This window comes from Trinickia camelliae (assembly GCF_053525655.1).
Window position 1 is genome coordinate 11,980 of the sequence record NZ_JBCHAA010000005.1, and the last position, 16,053, is coordinate 28,032.

Annotated in this window: 10 protein-coding genes; 4 read left to right on the top strand and 6 right to left on the bottom strand. The window is 66.3% G+C overall.

Features of this window, described 5'->3' with window-relative positions; genetic code table 11:
- Positions 1–44 precede the first annotated feature (44 nt).
- Both uvrA and AAHK20_RS10340 read left to right on the top strand, forming a co-directional pair.
- Positions 45–5,960: an excinuclease ABC subunit UvrA gene (uvrA, locus tag AAHK20_RS10335; RefSeq protein WP_449181363.1), complete on the top strand. Its 5,916-nt coding sequence runs from the start codon at positions 45–47 to the stop codon at positions 5,958–5,960.
- Between the two features lie 212 nt (positions 5,961–6,172).
- The gene (locus tag AAHK20_RS10340; protein ID WP_449181364.1) at positions 6,173–7,009 is read left to right on the top strand and encodes a YfdX family protein; all 837 of its coding nucleotides are present in this window, start codon (positions 6,173–6,175) and stop codon (positions 7,007–7,009) included.
- A 71-nt stretch (positions 7,010–7,080) separates the two neighbouring features.
- Here AAHK20_RS10340 and AAHK20_RS10345 read toward each other — a convergent pair whose 3' ends face one another.
- Positions 7,081–8,070, bottom strand: coding sequence for a zinc-dependent alcohol dehydrogenase family protein (locus tag AAHK20_RS10345; RefSeq protein ID WP_449181365.1), 990 nt, complete (start codon positions 8,068–8,070; stop codon positions 7,081–7,083).
- A gap of 103 nt (positions 8,071–8,173) precedes the next feature.
- Between AAHK20_RS10345 and AAHK20_RS10350 the strand changes: the two genes are divergently transcribed.
- Positions 8,174–9,064, top strand: coding sequence for a LysR family transcriptional regulator (locus AAHK20_RS10350; RefSeq protein WP_449181366.1), 891 nt, complete (start codon positions 8,174–8,176; stop codon positions 9,062–9,064).
- Between the two features lie 49 nt (positions 9,065–9,113).
- Here the strand turns inward: AAHK20_RS10350 and AAHK20_RS10355 are convergent, their stop codons facing one another.
- From AAHK20_RS10355 to AAHK20_RS10375, 5 genes are all read right to left on the bottom strand, one after another.
- Positions 9,114–10,370 carry an MFS transporter gene (locus AAHK20_RS10355; protein WP_449181367.1) on the bottom strand — a complete coding sequence of 419 codons (1,257 nt, stop codon included), beginning with the start codon at positions 10,368–10,370 and terminating at the stop codon, positions 9,114–9,116.
- Between the two features lie 50 nt (positions 10,371–10,420).
- Positions 10,421–11,236, bottom strand: coding sequence for a siderophore-interacting protein (locus tag AAHK20_RS10360; RefSeq protein WP_449181368.1), 816 nt, complete (start codon positions 11,234–11,236; stop codon positions 10,421–10,423).
- Positions 11,237–11,253: 17 nt separating this feature from the next.
- A complete protein-coding gene (locus AAHK20_RS10365) occupies positions 11,254–11,970 on the bottom strand; it encodes a PadR family transcriptional regulator (RefSeq protein WP_449181369.1) in 717 nt (238 codons plus the stop codon).
- 238 nt (positions 11,971–12,208) lie between these two features.
- A complete protein-coding gene (locus tag AAHK20_RS10370) occupies positions 12,209–13,264 on the bottom strand; it encodes an aldo/keto reductase (protein ID WP_449181370.1) in 1,056 nt (351 codons plus the stop codon).
- Positions 13,265–13,317: 53 nt separating this feature from the next.
- Positions 13,318–14,238, bottom strand: a complete 921-nt coding sequence (locus AAHK20_RS10375) for a LysR family transcriptional regulator (protein WP_449181371.1) — start codon at positions 14,236–14,238, stop codon at positions 13,318–13,320.
- 195 nt (positions 14,239–14,433) lie between these two features.
- Here AAHK20_RS10375 and mdlC point away from each other — a divergent pair, with 195 nt between their 5' ends.
- Positions 14,434–16,041 carry a benzoylformate decarboxylase gene (gene mdlC / locus AAHK20_RS10380; RefSeq protein ID WP_449181372.1) on the top strand — a complete coding sequence of 536 codons (1,608 nt, stop codon included), beginning with the start codon at positions 14,434–14,436 and terminating at the stop codon, positions 16,039–16,041.
- Positions 16,042–16,053: the final 12 nt, after the last annotated feature.

Sequence of the window (16,053 nt, forward strand, 5' to 3'; positions counted from 1 at the left end):
GGACGCATTCCGACTCTCCCAGGCATCAGAAAAGGATCGCTCCCATGACATCCGGCGTCATCCGCATTCGCGGAGCCCGTCAGCACAACCTGAAAAACGTGGACCTCGATCTGCACACCGGCGAAATGACGGTGGTCACGGGTCCGTCGGGCTCGGGCAAGTCGAGCCTGGTGTTCGATACGTTGTACGCGGAAGGGCAGCGGCGCTACGTCGAGACCTTCAGCGCGTACGCCCGTCAATTTCTCGACCGGATGGACCGGCCGCAAGTCGATCGCGTGGACGGCGTGCCGCCCGCGATCGCGATCGATCAGACCAACCCCGTGCGCAGCTCGCGCTCGACGGTCGGCACGATGACCGAGCTGAACGACCATCTGAAGCTGCTGTACGCGCGCGCCGCCGAGCTGTTCGACAAGGAGACCGCGCAAGACGTGCGGCACGACACGCCGGAGACGATCTACGCCGAGCTGCTCGAGCGCAGCGCCGCGGCCGGCGATCCGCGCCTGGTCGTCACGTTTCCGGTCGAGCTGCCCGAATCGGCAAGCGAGGCCGAGGTCGAGCAATGGCTTTCCGCGAGCGGCTACACGCGCGTGCAGGCACAGCGCGAGGTTTCCTCGCCGACCGGCACGCGCAAGCTGCTCGACGTCGTCGCCGACCGTTTCCGTCTGCAGAAGACCGACAAAGTGCGCGCGGTCGAGGCGATCGAAGCGTCGCTCAAGCGCGGGGCGGGGCGCGTGAACGTCTATGTGCTGCCGGAATCGAGCGACGACGATAAGCAAGCCGTCGACAAGCCGAACACGCCGCAAGTGTGGCGTTTCTCGACCGGTCTCCATTGCCCCGAGAGCGATCTGCGCTATGCCGATCCGCAGCCGGGACTGTTCTCGTTCAACTCGGCCTACGGCGCTTGCGATGTCTGCCGCGGTTTCGGCCGCGTGATCGGCGTCGACCTCGGGCTCGTGATTCCCGACGAGCGCAAGACTTTGCGCGGTGGCGCGATCAAGACGCTGCAGACGCCCGCATGGAAAGAATGTCAGGACGACCTGATGCGCTACGGCGCGCGGGCGGGCATCCCGCTCGATAAGCCGTGGGCCGAACTCAACGCCGACCAGCGCGACTGGGTCATCAACGGCTCGCCTGATTGGGACGGCCAGTGGCAGCGTCACTGGTATGGCGTGAAGCGCTTTTTCAGCTACCTCGAATCGAAGGCGTACAAGATGCACATCCGCGTGCTCTTGTCGAAGTACCGCAGCTACACGCCGTGCGAGACCTGCGGCGGCGCGCGCCTGAAGACCGAGTCGCTGCTGTGGCGTCTCGGCACGAAGGCGAACGCCGACGCCGTGCTCGCCTTCGAAGCGCGCTTCATGCCGCGCGGTGTCGCCTGGTCGCGCGTTCAACTGGAAACGTTGCCTGGCCTCACGGTGCACGATCTGATGCTGCTGCCGATCGAGCGCATCCGCCGCTTCTTCGATGAGATCACGCTGCCGAGCGCGCTGCTCGACGACGCGTTGAAGCTCCTGATCGCGGAAGTGCGCACACGCCTGAAATATCTGTGCGACGTGGGCCTCGGCTACCTGACGCTCGATCGCCAGAGCCGCACGCTCTCGGGCGGCGAAGTCCAGCGGATCAATTTGACGACCGCGCTCGGCACCTCGCTGACGAAGACGCTCTTCGTGCTCGACGAGCCGAGCATCGGCCTGCATCCGCGCGATCTCAACCGGATCGTCGAGGCGATGCAGCGGCTGCGCGATGCGGGCAACACGCTCGTGGTGGTCGAGCACGATCCGTCAGTGATGCTCGCGGCCGATCGTTTGATCGACATGGGGCCGGGCCCGGGTGAACGCGGCGGCACGATCATCTTCGACGGCACGCCTGGCGATATCCGCAAGGCCGGCACGCTGACCGGCGACTATCTGAGCGGCAGGAAGCACGTCGCCGACGCATCGCACTGGGAGCGCCGGCGAATCGACGCGGACACGCCGCGCATCGTGCTCGAAGGCGCGACGCAGCACAACCTCAAGGACGTGACGGTCGAGATTCCGTTGAAGCGCCTCGTCTGCGTGACGGGCGTGTCCGGCTCCGGCAAATCGACGCTGCTGCAAGACGTGATGTATCCGGCGCTCGCGCGGCAACTGGGCAAGGCCACCGAATCACCGGGCGCGTATCGCCAGCTCACGGGCGCGCATCGCATCAGCGACGTCGTGTTCGTCGATCAATCGCCGATCGGCAAGACCGCGCGCTCGAATCCGGCGAGCTACGTCGGCGCGTTCGACGAGATCCGCAAGCTGTTCGCGAAGGCCCCGCTCGCCGCGCAGCGCGGCTATGGCGCGGGCACGTTCAGCTTCAACTCGGGCGACGGACGCTGTCCGACTTGCGGCGGCTCGGGCTTCGAGCACATCGAGATGCAGTTCTTGAGCGATGTCTACCTGCGCTGCCCCGATTGCGATGGCCGCCGCTATCGCGCCGAAGTGCTCGACGTGAAGATCGAGCGCGGGATGCCGCCGCGTGCGTTGTCGATCGCGGACGTGCTGGAGCTGACCGTCAGCGAGGCGGCGGCGTTCTTCGCGAAAGACGCGGACGTATTGCGCGTATTGCAGCCGATCGTCGACGTGGGCCTTGAATACGTGAAGCTCGGTCAACCCGTGCCGACGCTCTCGGGCGGCGAAGCGCAGCGCCTGAAGCTCGCGGGCTTTCTCGCCGAGACCGCCCAGGGGCGCGGCAAACAAGGCGCCTCCGCCGGCCGGCTCTTCATGTTCGACGAACCGACCACGGGTCTGCATTTCGACGACATCGCGAAGCTGATGCGCTCGTTCGGCAAGCTGCTCGCGGGCGGGCATTCGCTGATCGTGATCGAGCACAACCTCGACGTGATCCGCGCGGCGGACTGGCTGATCGACCTCGGTCCGGAAGGCGGCGACGGCGGCGGGCGCGTGCTCGTCGCGGGCACGCCGGAAGACGTGAAGGCCTGCGCCGAATCGCACACGGGCCAGGCGCTGATTCAATACGACGCGGCGATGGGTGCGGGCGCGAAAGCGGCCGCGCAAATCGATACCGGCGTGCCGTTGCAAAGCGCCCTCGCTGCTGCGCGCGCACGTCGAGCCGTAGAAGGCGACAACGTCGTACGCATCGTCAACGCGCGCGAGCACAACTTGAAGGCGCTCGATGTCGACATCCCGCATGGCCGCTTCAACGTGATCACCGGCGTGTCGGGCTCGGGCAAATCGACGCTCGCGTTCGACATCCTGTTCCATGAAGGTCAGCGCCGCTACCTCGAGTCGCTCAACGCCTACGCGCGTTCGATCGTGCAGCCTGCGGGACGCCCCGAAGTCGACGCCGTCTACGGCATCCCGCCGACCGTGGCGATCGAGCAGCGCCTCTCGCGCGGCGGCCGCAAGAGCACGGTCGCGACGACGTCCGAGGTCTGGCACTTCCTGCGCCTGCTCTACGTGAAGCTCGGCATCCAGCATTGCGTGCACGACGGCACACCCGTCACGTCGCAAAGCGTCGAATCGATCGCCGCGCAGTTGCTGCGCGATCACAAGGGCGAGCACGTCGGCTTGCTCGCGCCGCTCGTCGTCAATCGCAAGGGCGTCTATACGGATCTCGCGAAGTGGGCGAAGGCGCGCGGCAATACGCACTTGCGCGTCGACGGCGAGTTCCTGTCGGTCGACCCGTGGCCGAAGCTCGACCGCTTCCGCGAACATACGATCGAGTTGCCGGTCGCCGATCTCGTCGTATCGGCGGACCGCGAGGGCGAGCTGCGGGCAGCGCTCGACCAGACGCTCGAGCTCGGCAAGGGCGTGATGCATTTGCTCGCACCGTTGGACGGTCTCGGCGACGCATTGAGCAACGGTCACGGCACGTCGCGCGTGGGCGCGGTGAAAGTGCTTTCAGTGAAGCGCGCCTGCCCGGTGTGCGGCACGAGCTACCCCGAACTCGATCCGCGCATGTTCTCGTACAACAGCAAGCATGGCTGGTGCACGACCTGTGTCGGCACGGGCCTCGCGCTCACGCGCGAGCAGCGCGCCGTGTTCGACGACACGACCTTCGCCGAAGACGGCCGCGGCCGCGAACAGAGCCTGCCGTCGGAGGAGCAGGAGCCGGAAGGCGTCGGCGACGAGCCCTGTCCGGACTGCCACGGCACGCGCTTGAACGAGGAAGCGCGCGCCGTTAAGTTCGACGCGCAAGCGATCACCGATATCGCGCAGTGGACCGTGTCCGACACGCGCCGCTGGATCGACTCGCTCAAGATGAACGGACGCGACGCGCAGATCGCGCGCGATGTCGTCAGCGAAATCCAGAGCCGTTTGCAGTTCCTCGAAGAAGTGGGCCTCGGCTATCTGAGCCTCGATCGCGCGGCGCCGAGCCTCTCGGGCGGCGAAGCGCAGCGGATTCGTCTGGCCGCGCAACTCGGCAGCAATCTGCAGGGCGTCTGCTACGTGCTCGATGAACCGACGATCGGCCTCCATCCGCGCGACAACCAGATCCTGCTGAACGCGCTGAAAAAGCTCGGCGACAAGGGCAACACGCTCGTCGTCGTCGAGCATGACGAGGACACGATCCGGCGTGCCGATCACATCATCGACATCGGTCCGGGCGCGGGCAAGCGCGGCGGGCAGCTGGTGGCGCAAGGCGGAGTCGGCGACCTGTCCGCGCGCAAGGATTCGCTGACCGGCCAGTTCCTCGCGGAGCCGATCGTGCATCCGCTGCAGACGCGCCGCGAGGTCGCGCAGGAAACCAAGCGCTCGGGCGCGGTACCTGAGCGCTGGCTGACCGTGCACGGCGGCAAGCTGCACAACCTGCGCAACGTGACCGCGAACATTCCGCTCGCGCGGCTTGTCGCGATCACCGGCGTGAGCGGCTCCGGCAAGTCGACGCTCGCGCGCGACGTGCTGATGACGAACCTGCTCGACGCCGTGGGCCGCTCGGTGCTGTCGTCGCCGGCGACCAAGCGCGCCCGCAAGAGCGCTCAGGCAAGCGGCGCAGGCGGGCCGTCCGCCGAGAAGCGCCGCACGAGCGTGCTCGCGCGCACCGCGCCGCGCGCGTCGCTCAACGTGACGCATAGCTGGCAAGGGTGCGATTCGATCAGCGGCTGGGAAGCGATCGACCGCGTGCTCGAAGTCGACCAGACGCCGATCGGCAAGACGCCGCGCTCGTGTCCGGCGACCTATATCGGCGTTTGGGACACGATCCGCAGGCTCTTCGCCGACACGCTCGAAGCGCGCGCACGCGGCTACACGGCATCGCGCTTCTCGTTCAACACCGGCGACGGACGCTGCCCCGCCTGCGAAGGCCAGGGCGTGCGCACGATCGGCATGAGCTTTCTGCCCGACGTGAAGGTGCCATGCGATGTCTGTCACGGCCAGCGCTTCAATCCGGAGACGCTCGCGGTCACCTGGCGTGGCAAGAACATCGGCGACGTGCTGACGATGGAAGTCGACGAGGCGGTCGAGTTCTTCGCGGCGATGTCGAACATCGCGCATCCGCTGCAGTTGATGAAAGACGTGGGCCTCGGCTATCTGACGCTCGGCCAGCCTTCGCCGACGCTCTCCGGCGGCGAGGCGCAGCGCATCAAGCTCGTCACCGAGCTTTCCAAGGTGCGCGACGACATCACGCGCCGCGGCCAAAAAGCGCCGCACACGCTTTACGTGCTCGACGAGCCGACGGTCGGCCTGCACATGGCGGACGTCGCGAAGCTGATTCGTGTGCTGCATCGGCTCGTCGACGCCGGGCATAGCGTCGTCGTGATCGAGCATGACCTCGACGTGATCGCGGAAGCCGACTGGATCATCGATCTCGGCCCGGAAGGCGGCGTCGGCGGCGGCGCGATCGTCGCGGCGGCCGATCCGGAAACCCTCGTGCAAGTGCGCGCAAGCCACACCGGCGCGGCGCTTGCGCCGGTGCTGGCGCGCACGGCAAGCGGCGGCGCGAAGTCACGAACGAAGGAGGGGCTGCGGACGGCGTAAGCAGCGATGCGGTTACGAGATAAGCATTCGAAATGCTTTCTATCTTGTTAATTTTCGTTTAATTATTGCTCTTTACCTTGAAAGCCATCTGTTGGAGTTGAGTTGGTTCGAACTCCGCAGAACGGTTGGGGAATAGGCCCTGGCCGATTTTCAGATCGCTCGAGCGAGCGCACGAGTTCGAATCGCTAGCCGGGCTTTTCAAGGAAAGAAAAATGAAAAAAACACGCATCGCAAGCGCTCTCGTATGCGCCATGGCTTTGTCGGCAGGGTTGGTCGGTGTGTCGAACGTCGTAGCGGCTGAACCCGCCCAGGCAGCGGCTTCGGTTCCCAACGCCAAGGTGGCGAAGGATCTTCGCAAGCTGTCGCAGGAAGGCAGCAAGGCGTTCGATCAAATCGGCAAAGCGCGTGTCGCGCTGTTCGACGGCAAGCCGGAAGTGGCCGCGAAGCTGGTCAAGGAAGCACAGCAATCGCTGAAGCTGGCCAAGAAGGACGACACCGCGTTCCTCAAAGCGGAATCGGAAATGAAGGGCCCGGCAGCCGAGATGGCCAAGGCCGATGCGAAAGAGCCGGTGCAGTGGCTGCCGGTGGCCGGCGACATCTCGATCGTGGAGGACATCACGAAAGTGCCGTCGAAGATCGATGCAGCGAACAAGGCCAACGAGCAGATGAAGAACGGCGACCGTGACGGTGCGCTCGAAACGCTGCGGCTGGCTGACGTGAAGATCCGGTTCACGCTCGCCGCCGTGCCGCTGGCGAAGACCATCGCCGCGGTCGACACCGCAGACGGGCTCCTGACCGCGAAGCAGTACTACGAGGCCAATCTGGCGATGAAGCAGGTGCAGGACTCGGTGCGCTACGCGGAACTCGATGCGACGGCCAAGCCTGATTCGCAGCCGGCCGCTCCGGTGGGCAAGCCGGCCGCTGCTCAGGGCGCATCCGCGCCGCAAGCGGCGGCTCCGGCAGCGCAGCCCGCATCGGCGGCTGCTGCAGCGACGGCAGCTCAAGCCGACACGGCGGCGAGCGCAGTGTCGGGCGCCGTGCAGAAGTAAGCAGCACCGAGTAGTCGGTAGTCAGCCGAAAGGCGGGGAGCGGCGTCATACCGCTTTCCGCTTTTTTCGTTTCAGACCGTGACGACGATCTTGCCGAATTGCTGGTTCGATTCGAGATAGCGATGGGCTTCGACGATCTGATCGAGCGTGAAGACCTTGTCGATCACCGGCTTCAACGCGCCCGACGCGAGCCCTTCCAAGATGAAGCGTTTCGCTCGAGCGAGCCGCTCGGGATTCCCGACGATTTGCTTGTACTGATAGCCGTGCACGGTGAGCATTTTCGCCAGCACCGGGAACAGCGGGAACGGCGTCGGGGCGGGGGCGAGCGCGCCGTACTCGAGGATGATGCCGCCCGTCGACACGGCTTGCGCGAGCGCTTCCAGTGCCGGACCGGCGACCGGGTCGAAGGCCACCCGCGCGAGCTTGCCGTCCGTGATCTGCGCGACGCGCTCGGCGAGATTCTCCTCGTCGGTGACGATCACGTGATCGGCGCCGAACTCGCGCAGCGCGTCCGCCTTGGCGCGGGTGCGCGTCGTCGCGATCGAGGTCGCGCCAACCATTCTCGCGACCTGGATCGCGGCGAGGCCCACGCTGCTCGACGCGGCGGTGATGATGACCGCGTCGCCTTGCTTGAGTCCGGCGATCTCGATCAGCGCGCCGTAGGCCGTCACGTACTGCATCCAGATCGCGGCGGCTTGCTCCCAGCTGAGCGACGCCGGATGCTTCACGGCCAGTTCGGCCGGGAAGTTCGCGACTTCGCCATAAGCGCCCCAGCGCGTGATCGACAGCGGCGGGATGATGCTGACCGCATCGCCGACGGCGACGTTCGTCACGCCCGCACCCAGCGCGGTCACGACGCCTGCGCCTTCGTAACCCAACCGGGCGGGGAAAACCGGGGCTTCGACGTACTGCCCGGAGCGAAACATCGATTCAGCGCGGTTCAGCCCGAGCGCCTTGATTTGAACCGCGATTTCTCCGGCGCCGGGCGGCGGCACATCGACCTGGTCGATCTTGAGGACTTCCGGACCGCCGTTCTGATGGATACGCACGATGCGCGACATGGTTCGATCTCCTGCGAGTGAATGAGGAGCCCACTATAATTCGAGCCAAAAGCGCGATAAATACCGCGTAAGATCAATCTATCGAAACAGATCGTTTCTAATCATGGATCGACTCACGAGCATGGCGGTCTTCGTGAAAGCCGCCGAAACCGGTTCGTTCGCGAGTGCCGGCGAAGCGCTCAGCATGTCGTCGCAACTCGTCGGCAAGCACGTGCGCTTTTTGGAAGAGCGCTTTGGCATGAGGCTCATCAGCCGCACGACGCGGCGTCAGAGTCTGACCGAAGCGGGGCGCGCGTTCTACGAGCGCAGCAAGGCCGTGCTCGCGGAAGTCGAGGCCGCCGAGGCGCTCGCCGACAGCCTGCAAGCCGTCCCGCGCGGCAAGCTCAGAGTCAATGCGCCGGTCAGTTGGGGCGCCTACAGTCTGACGCCGATGCTCGCGCGCTATGTGCGCAAGTACCCGGAAGTGAGCGTCGACCTGACGCTGACCGATCGCGTCGTCGACTTGATCGACGAAGGCTACGAGGCGGTGATCCGGGTTGCGCCGATCGCCGATTCGGGCCTCATCGCGCGTCCGCTGGCGCCTTTCCGGCTCGTCGTCTGCGCCTCGCCCGCCTACCTCGCGGAGTACGGCACGCCGGAGCGGCCGGAGGATCTGGCCGAGCACGAATGTGTCGGCTTTGCCTATTGGGCGCGGCCGCCGGCTGTCGACTGGGAGTTCAAGAGTGCCCAAGGTACCCATCGGGTGCGGCTGAAGAGCCGCTTTTCGATCAACAACGGGCAGGCGCTGCGCGCGGCGGCGGTCGAAGGCGCGGGCATCGTTCTGCAGCCGCGCGACATGCTGCAGGAAGACCTGGCGGCGGGGCGGCTCGTTGAGTTGCTGCCCGGTTTCGAGGCGCCTTCGTTGCCGATGCACCTGCTCTACGCCCCAGACCGCCGGCCGACGCCGAAGCTGCGCAGCTTCATCGACTTCGTGGTCGAGACTTTCGGCGAGTGATGGCGATCGACGGCGGCCTGCGAGTCAAGCCGCCAACGTCAATCGCCGCTCACGCCTCGCCGACCAGCTCCCGCTTGTCCGGCGCCGGCGCGGCTTGGCCTTCGGCCGCGCCTTTCACCTGGCTCACCCACAGCAGCGCAACGACCAGCAGCGCGACCGCGAGCCAGCCGTTCGACCCATAGCCAAGAATGTGTCCGGCCGGTCCTTGCGACAGCAGCAAGCCGCCGAGCCACGCGCCGCAGCCGGTGCCGAGCGCCTGCACCGCGCTGTTCGCGCTCAGGAACGCGCCGCGCTGAGCAGGCGCCGGCACGGTGGTGAGCAGTGCCTGCATCGGCACCATGCGGCCCGACATCACGACCATGAAGAACGCGAAGAACACGGTGACGACCGCAAACGGCAAATCAGGCAAATGCGTCACGAACAGCAAGGGCAGCATCGACACGATGCCGAACACGCGAAAGATCTGGCGGCGTCCGTAGCGGTCGGCGAGCCGGCCGACCGCGCGCGACGTGAAGAACGTGGCGGCGCCGCCTGCCATATAGATCCATGACAGCTGCGCGGGCGCTACGCCGTGATTCGCGACCAGCACAGGCGAGATGAACGGGATCACGAGCATGTGCGACAGCATCATCGTGAACGTGAGTGCGAACGCCTTCAGATGCCGCGGATAGATCATGAGCCGCCACAGCGCGGGCAGCACTTCCGCGAGCGGCGGCGCACGGTGGGCGAGATGCTCGTTCAACTGCGGCACGATGCGCGAGCAGCCGAACCAGATCAGCACGGACAGCACGACGAGCAGTGAGAACGGTGAGCCCCAGCCGAAGTGCGCGCCGAGCACGACGCCGGCCGGCACACCCGCGATCGCCGCGAGCGAGAACGCCGTCATGATGACGCCGGTCGCGGCGCCGCGGCGCGCGACGGGGATCACGTCGGTCACGATCGCCATGACCACCGAGCCGAGCACGCCGCCCGTAATGCCGGCGAACGCGCGTGCCGCGAGCAGCATCGGGTAGCTCGTGGCGAGCGCGCAGGCGAGGTTCGAGAGCGCGAAGAGCGCGTACACCGCGAGCAGCAGACGGCGGCGGTCGAAGCGGTCGATATAGGTGGCGGCGAGGAGTCCTGACAGACCGGAGCACCACGAATAGGTCGACACCGCCGTCGCGAACGCGGCGGGGGTGATCTGAAACGCGTGCATGATCTGCGGACCCAGCGGCATCATGACCATGAAGTCCATGATCAGCGTGAACTGGGTCAGCGCGAGGAGCCATAGCAGGCTGCGCTCGCGGCTGGAGGAGAGGGCGTACATATTTGTTGATGTCCTCTTGTTTGTGACGTCCGTCGGGCGGGGGCTGAGGGTCAGTCGTCGAGTGACTCGTGAACCGCTGCCGCGCCGCGCCGCCAATAGCTTGAAGCGCGAATGCGCGTCTTGTCGATGCCGCGCTCGGTGCACAAATGCTGACGCACTGCGCGGATTGCCGAGGATTCGCCCGCTGCCCACACATAGCCGTCGCCGTCAGGGAGATAGGTGCCGCGCACGGCTTGCAGCAGGGCATCGTTTTGTGCGCCCGCTTCGTTGCGATGCCGCCAGACGACGTGAAGGTCCACAGCCGTGTTGAATTCGATCTGCGCCGAGAAATCGGCGACTTCGAGGATCGCCGCAACGCGTGCACCGGCCGGCAGTTCTTCGAGGCGGCGAGCGATCGCGGGCAAAGCGGTGTCGTCGCCGATCAGCAGGTGCCAGTCGAAGCCGGCCGGCACGATAAACGACCCGCGCGGGCCGCCGACACCGAGGTATTGGCCGGGCTGCGCTTGCGCCGCCCAGGTCGTGGCCGGACCTGCATCGTGCAACACGAAGTCGATGTCGAGCTCGCGTGCGGCGCGATCGAAGCGGCGCGGCGTGTAGTCGCGCGCGGTCGGGCGCGGTTGGTCGGACGGAAACGCCGGACCGTCCGGACCAGCGACCGGCATGACCGGCTTATCTGCGCCGGGCTCGGGGAAGAACACTTTGAGGTGATCGTCGAAGGACGCCGACTCGAAGTCGGCGAGATCGTCGCCCGTCAGCGTGATGCGCTTGAGATGCGGGGTCAGCGTATGGATGCGCTTGACCTGCAAGAGCCGGAACTTCAGCGGGTGACGCACGCGCGTCACGGTCAATTCGGGGTGGGTCTGCATAGATTCTTCCAGGAAATTCAAACGGTTTCGCCGGTGCCCGGGTTGCCGGCGGGCTGGCTCGCACCGCCTTCGATCTCGGCCGCGGCGCGCAAGAGGATCGCGGCGATGCGCTGCTGTTCCGCCGTCGATGCGCTCGCGTGGCGGAACAGCGCGCGCTTGAGCGCCTTCTTGGCTTCGTAGAGTTCAGGCAGCCAGCCGCCCGGCTCGCCGTCGCCCGCCTCTTCGCCCGCATAGGCGCGCCGCACGGAATCCATCCGGTGGGCGATGTGCGCGAGCTTGGCGAGCATCATCTCGACGCGTTCGCGGTTCTCGGCCAGATGCTCGCGGCCCGGCTCGGCGAGTGCATAGCGCTTGCGGTTGCCTTCGACCTGCACCGTCACGTAGCCGAGCTCTTCGAGATACGTCAGCGCCGGATAGACCATGCCGGGGCTCGGTGCGTAGAAGCCGTTCGAGCGCGCTTCGAGCGCCTTGATCAGCTCGTAGCCATGGCGCGGCTCTTCGGCGATCAGCGCGAGGAGCAGCAGTTGGAGGTCGTCGCCGGTGAATTTGCGGCCGCGCGGCAACCCTTCGTTATCGCCGTCGAAGCCGCCGCGGCCGCCTCCCCAGTAGCCGCCACCGCCGCCTCGCCCGTGGGAGTGGCGGCCGATCGCGTGCCAGAACGCGCGGAATGAGAAGGCGTCCGCGAACATCGGTTCGCGGTCCCAGGAGTAACGGGAGTGGTGAGAGTGACGCATGTTGGGTGCTCCAAATCTGGTTGTATCGTAAAACGTATCTAAAGATATATATCGAAAGATACAAAGTCAACCTGAAATTTGGGGATTTTTTGCGTCGGGTTGGTGGCGGCTTGTTGAAGGAAATTTGAAAGAAAGTGGCGGCGCGGCGAGGGAGGAGGGCGTCTTGGCCGCACGATGGGCAAGCGACCGGCGCGCGTGACGTTTTCTTCGCCACGCCGCGCCGTCCAAAGCGAAGCGTTTATTCGCTCGTCCTCCGACGCGCCGCTTGCAACTGGTTGCGACGCGCTTCGCCTTGGCGCGCGAGCATCCAGCCGGGATATTCGGCCGGCAGCCGGCTGACTTCGTCGAGCCGGGCGAGTTCGTCGGCGGTGAGTTCGATCTGCGTGGCGGCGAGGTTGTCGTCGAGCTGATCGATGCGCTTCGCGCCGATGATGATCGTCGTCACCGCCTCCTGATGCAGCAGCCACGCGAGCGCGATCTGCGCGACCGATACCCCGCGAGCCTCGGCAATCCCGCGCATCGCATCGATGCAGTCATACGCGCGCTCGCGATCGACCGGCGGAAAATCGAACGTCGTGCGCCGGCTGCCGGCCTCGGCTTGCGTTTGCCGGCCGTACTTGCCCGACAGCAGCCCGCCCGCGAGCGGGCTCCAGACCATGAGCCCGAGTCCCTCGCTTTTCATCATCGGCACGAGCTCGCGCTCGAGATCGCGGCCCGCGAGCGTGTAATACGCCTGCAGCGATTCGAAGCGCGCGAGGCCGCCGCGCTCGGCGATACCGAGCGCCTTGACGATCTGCCACGCGGCCCAGTTCGACACGCCGACATAGCGCACGTGTCCCTGCTGCACGAGCGTGTCGAGCGCACGGACCGTCTCTTCGATCGGTGTCGCGGGATCGAAACCGTGGATCTGGTAAAGGTCGACGTGATCGAGCTGCAGGCGGCGCAGGCTCGGCTTGAACCCGTCCATGATGTGATAGCGCGAGGCGCCGAGCGTGTTGGGCGTGCTCCCGGTCGCGCCCAACACCTTGGTGGCGACCACGACGTTCTCGCGCGGCACGCGCAGGTTTTTCAGTGCTTGTCCCGTGATTTCTTCGGACAGCCCGGCCGAATAGACATCGGCCGTATCGATGAAGTTGATGCCCGCATCGAGCGCGCGGCCGATCAGGCGGTCGGCGTCGTTCTGCTGCACGTTGCCGATCTGATCCCAAATGCCGGTGCCTCCGCCGAAGGTCATCGTGCCGAGGCAAAGTTCCGAAACGAAAAGGCCCGTGCGGCCGAGTCGGTTGTAACGCATTCGCAAGTCTCCATGGGTTGGGGAAGGACGACTTGCTAAGAATAGGTCAGCGGCTAAATCGCCGTATCGGCGCCATCAGAAGCGATACGCCGCAGCTCGTCGAGCAACTTGACGGCCGGGCCGGGGAGGATGCCTTGGCGGCGGCGAAACGCGGTCAGCGTGCGGGGGGCCGGAAGACCGTCGATGTCGAGCGCGCGCATGACGCCGGCCTGGCTTTCGATCCGATACATCGGTTCGGCCATCCACGAAAGGAATCCGCAGTGCGCGACGAGGCTTTTCAGCACGGTGACCGAGCGGGTTTCGACGACCACGTTCGGCATCCCGAGCCCCCGCGAAGCGAACGCCTCTTGCACATGCTCGAACGGCGCGGTGCCGCGCGGCGGGATCGCCCAGCGTTCATCGCGCGTGTCGGCGAGCTTCAGCGTCTTCTTGCGGCGCAGCGGGTGATCGCACGCCGCGACGACGAAACTGTCGTCCTGCCAGCGGCACTCGGCGATCGCGCAGATCTCCTCGGTATCGGGCGCGGCGATGCTGAGCGCGAGGTCGATCTCGTGGGTGAGCAGACCTTCCGCGAGACGGTCCCACACCCCTTCGATGATCTGCACGCGCAGGTTCGGCCACTTGTCGAGCACGCGGCCGATGGCGAGCGGAAGCACGAGGCTCGCCATGCTGCCGACCGTGCCGACCTTGATCGCCCCCTTCGCGAGCCCGCGCATTGCGTCGATCTCGTCGCGCGCGTGCTCGGCCTCGCGCAGCAACAGCATCGCGTGCGGCAAGAGCGCGCTGCCGATCGCGGTGAGCTGCATGCCTTTGGCGTGCCGCTCGAACAGCGGCGCGCCGAGATGGTCTTCGAGGCGTTTGATCGTCCGGCTGAGCGCGGGCTGGGTCAGATGCAACTCGGCCGCCGCGCGGCCGAGGCTTCCGCAAGCGACGATCGTCGTGAACGCGCTCAATTGCTGGAGATTCAACGTCATCTTGTTTGCGGCGGGAGCGCGCGAGGAGAGGGCCGGCGGAGGTGATGCCCAAACGCCGGCGGGGTCGGAAGGGGCATGCAAAACGGTAATGCCTTTGGCATCAAAAAGCAATTTCCAAACATGACCTGCTCTCGGATACTGCTGCGACACTCAACCGCGCCGGCCAGCCGAGCGGCGCCACGCAGAGGTATCTCCATGAATTCCTCGTCAACGCATGATGCGGCCGCGCCTGGCGCCGTGACGGTCCGCGACGCCGTGGTCGACCTGCTGCGGCGTCTGCGTCTCACCTCGATATTCGCGAACCCTGGGTCGACCGAATTGCCGATGTTTCGCGATTTCCCCGCGGACTTCCGCTACGTGCTCGGTCTGCAGGAAGCGATCGTGGTTGGCATGGCCGACGGCTACGCACAGGCGAGCGGCAACGCCGCGCTCGTCAATCTGCATTCGGCGGCGGGCGTCGGCAATGCGATGGGCAACCTCTTCACGGCGTACAAGAACCAGACGCCGCTCATCGTCACCGCGGGCCAGCAGGCGCGCTCGCTGCTGCCGTTCGATCCGTATCTGGCGTCCAGAGACGCGACCGAGCTGCCCAAGCCCTACGTCAAATGGAGCATCGAGCCCGCGCGCGCCGCCGACGTGCCGCTGGCGCTCGCCCGCGCGTATCACATCGCGATGCAGGAGCCGCGCGGCCCGGTCTTCGTGTCGATTCCCGTCGACGATTGGGATCAGCCCGCGCAGTATGTCGAGCCGACACAGGTCAGCACGGCAGTGCGTCCCGATCCGCACGCGCTGCAACAGCTCGGCGCGGCGCTCGATGCGTGCAAGCGGCCGGCGTTCGTCGTGGGCGCGTCGGTGGACCGCGCGGGCGCTTGGGACGGCGTCGTCGCGCTCGCCGAACGGCACAACGCGCGCGTGTTCGTGGCGCCGATGTCCGCGCGCTGTTCGTTTCCCGAGAACCATCGCCTGTTCGCCGGCTTCCTGCCGGCGATGCGCGAGAAGATCGTCGCCGCGCTCGCTGGGCACGACTTGATCGCCGTGCTGGGCGCGCCCGCGTTCACCTATCACGTCGAAGGGCATGGGCCGCACGTACCGCAAGGCGCCGTGCTGTTTCAGTTGACCGACGACCCTTCGGTGGCCGCGTGGATACCGGCGGGGGCGTCGGTGGTCGGCAATGTGCGCTTGGGTATCGCCGATTTGCTTGCGCGTCCGGCTCCGAAGTCGCGCGAGTTGCCTGCGGCGCGCGCCGCGCGTCCGCGCGCGGAACCGTCGCCGCTGATGTCGGTGGCGTTCGCGCTGCAGACGCTTGCGGAAGTGCGCGACGCGGCGGATATCGTCGTCGAAGAAGCCCCGAGTTCACGGCCGGTCATGCAGGACTACCTGCCGATCACGAAGAGCGGCGGGTTCTACACGATGGCGAGCGGCGGGCTCGGCTACGGGATGCCGGCTGCGGTGGGCGTCGCGCTCGCGCGGCCGGGCGAGCGCGTGATCGGCCTGATCGGCGACGGATCGAGCATGTACTCGATCCAGGCGCTCTATAGCGCGGCGCAATGGAACTTGCCGATCACATTCGTGATCCTCAATAATTCGCGCTACGCCGCGCTGCAGGATTTCGCGCCGGTGTTCGGTTTCGCGAAAACCGATCCGGTCCAGGGCACCGATCTGCCCGGCCTCGATTTTGTCGCGCTCGGCGCGGGCATGGGCTGCAAGGGCGTGCGCGTTGCCGATCCCGCGTTGTTGAAGAATGTGCTGGCGGCGGCGCTGGCGTCGCGCGAGCCGACGGTGGTCGAAGTGATCGTCGCTTGAAGTGCGGCGGGG

What these genes read in the sequence shown, in the direction of transcription:
- uvrA (WP_449181363.1), top strand. Translation starts at nt 45, where the DNA reads ATGACATCCGGCGTCATCCGCATTCGCGGAGCCCGTCAGCACAACCTG.
- AAHK20_RS10340 (WP_449181364.1), top strand. Translation starts at nt 6,173, where the DNA reads ATGAAAAAAACACGCATCGCAAGCGCTCTCGTATGCGCCATGGCTTTG.
- AAHK20_RS10345 (WP_449181365.1), bottom strand. Translation starts at nt 8,070, where the DNA reads ATGTCGCGCATCGTGCGTATCCATCAGAACGGCGGTCCGGAAGTCCTC.
- AAHK20_RS10350 (WP_449181366.1), top strand. Translation starts at nt 8,174, where the DNA reads ATGGATCGACTCACGAGCATGGCGGTCTTCGTGAAAGCCGCCGAAACC.
- AAHK20_RS10355 (WP_449181367.1), bottom strand. Translation starts at nt 10,370, where the DNA reads ATGTACGCCCTCTCCTCCAGCCGCGAGCGCAGCCTGCTATGGCTCCTC.
- AAHK20_RS10360 (WP_449181368.1), bottom strand. Translation starts at nt 11,236, where the DNA reads ATGCAGACCCACCCCGAATTGACCGTGACGCGCGTGCGTCACCCGCTG.
- AAHK20_RS10365 (WP_449181369.1), bottom strand. Translation starts at nt 11,970, where the DNA reads ATGCGTCACTCTCACCACTCCCGTTACTCCTGGGACCGCGAACCGATG.
- AAHK20_RS10370 (WP_449181370.1), bottom strand. Translation starts at nt 13,264, where the DNA reads ATGCGTTACAACCGACTCGGCCGCACGGGCCTTTTCGTTTCGGAACTT.
- AAHK20_RS10375 (WP_449181371.1), bottom strand. Translation starts at nt 14,238, where the DNA reads ATGACGTTGAATCTCCAGCAATTGAGCGCGTTCACGACGATCGTCGCT.
- mdlC (WP_449181372.1), top strand. Translation starts at nt 14,434, where the DNA reads ATGAATTCCTCGTCAACGCATGATGCGGCCGCGCCTGGCGCCGTGACG.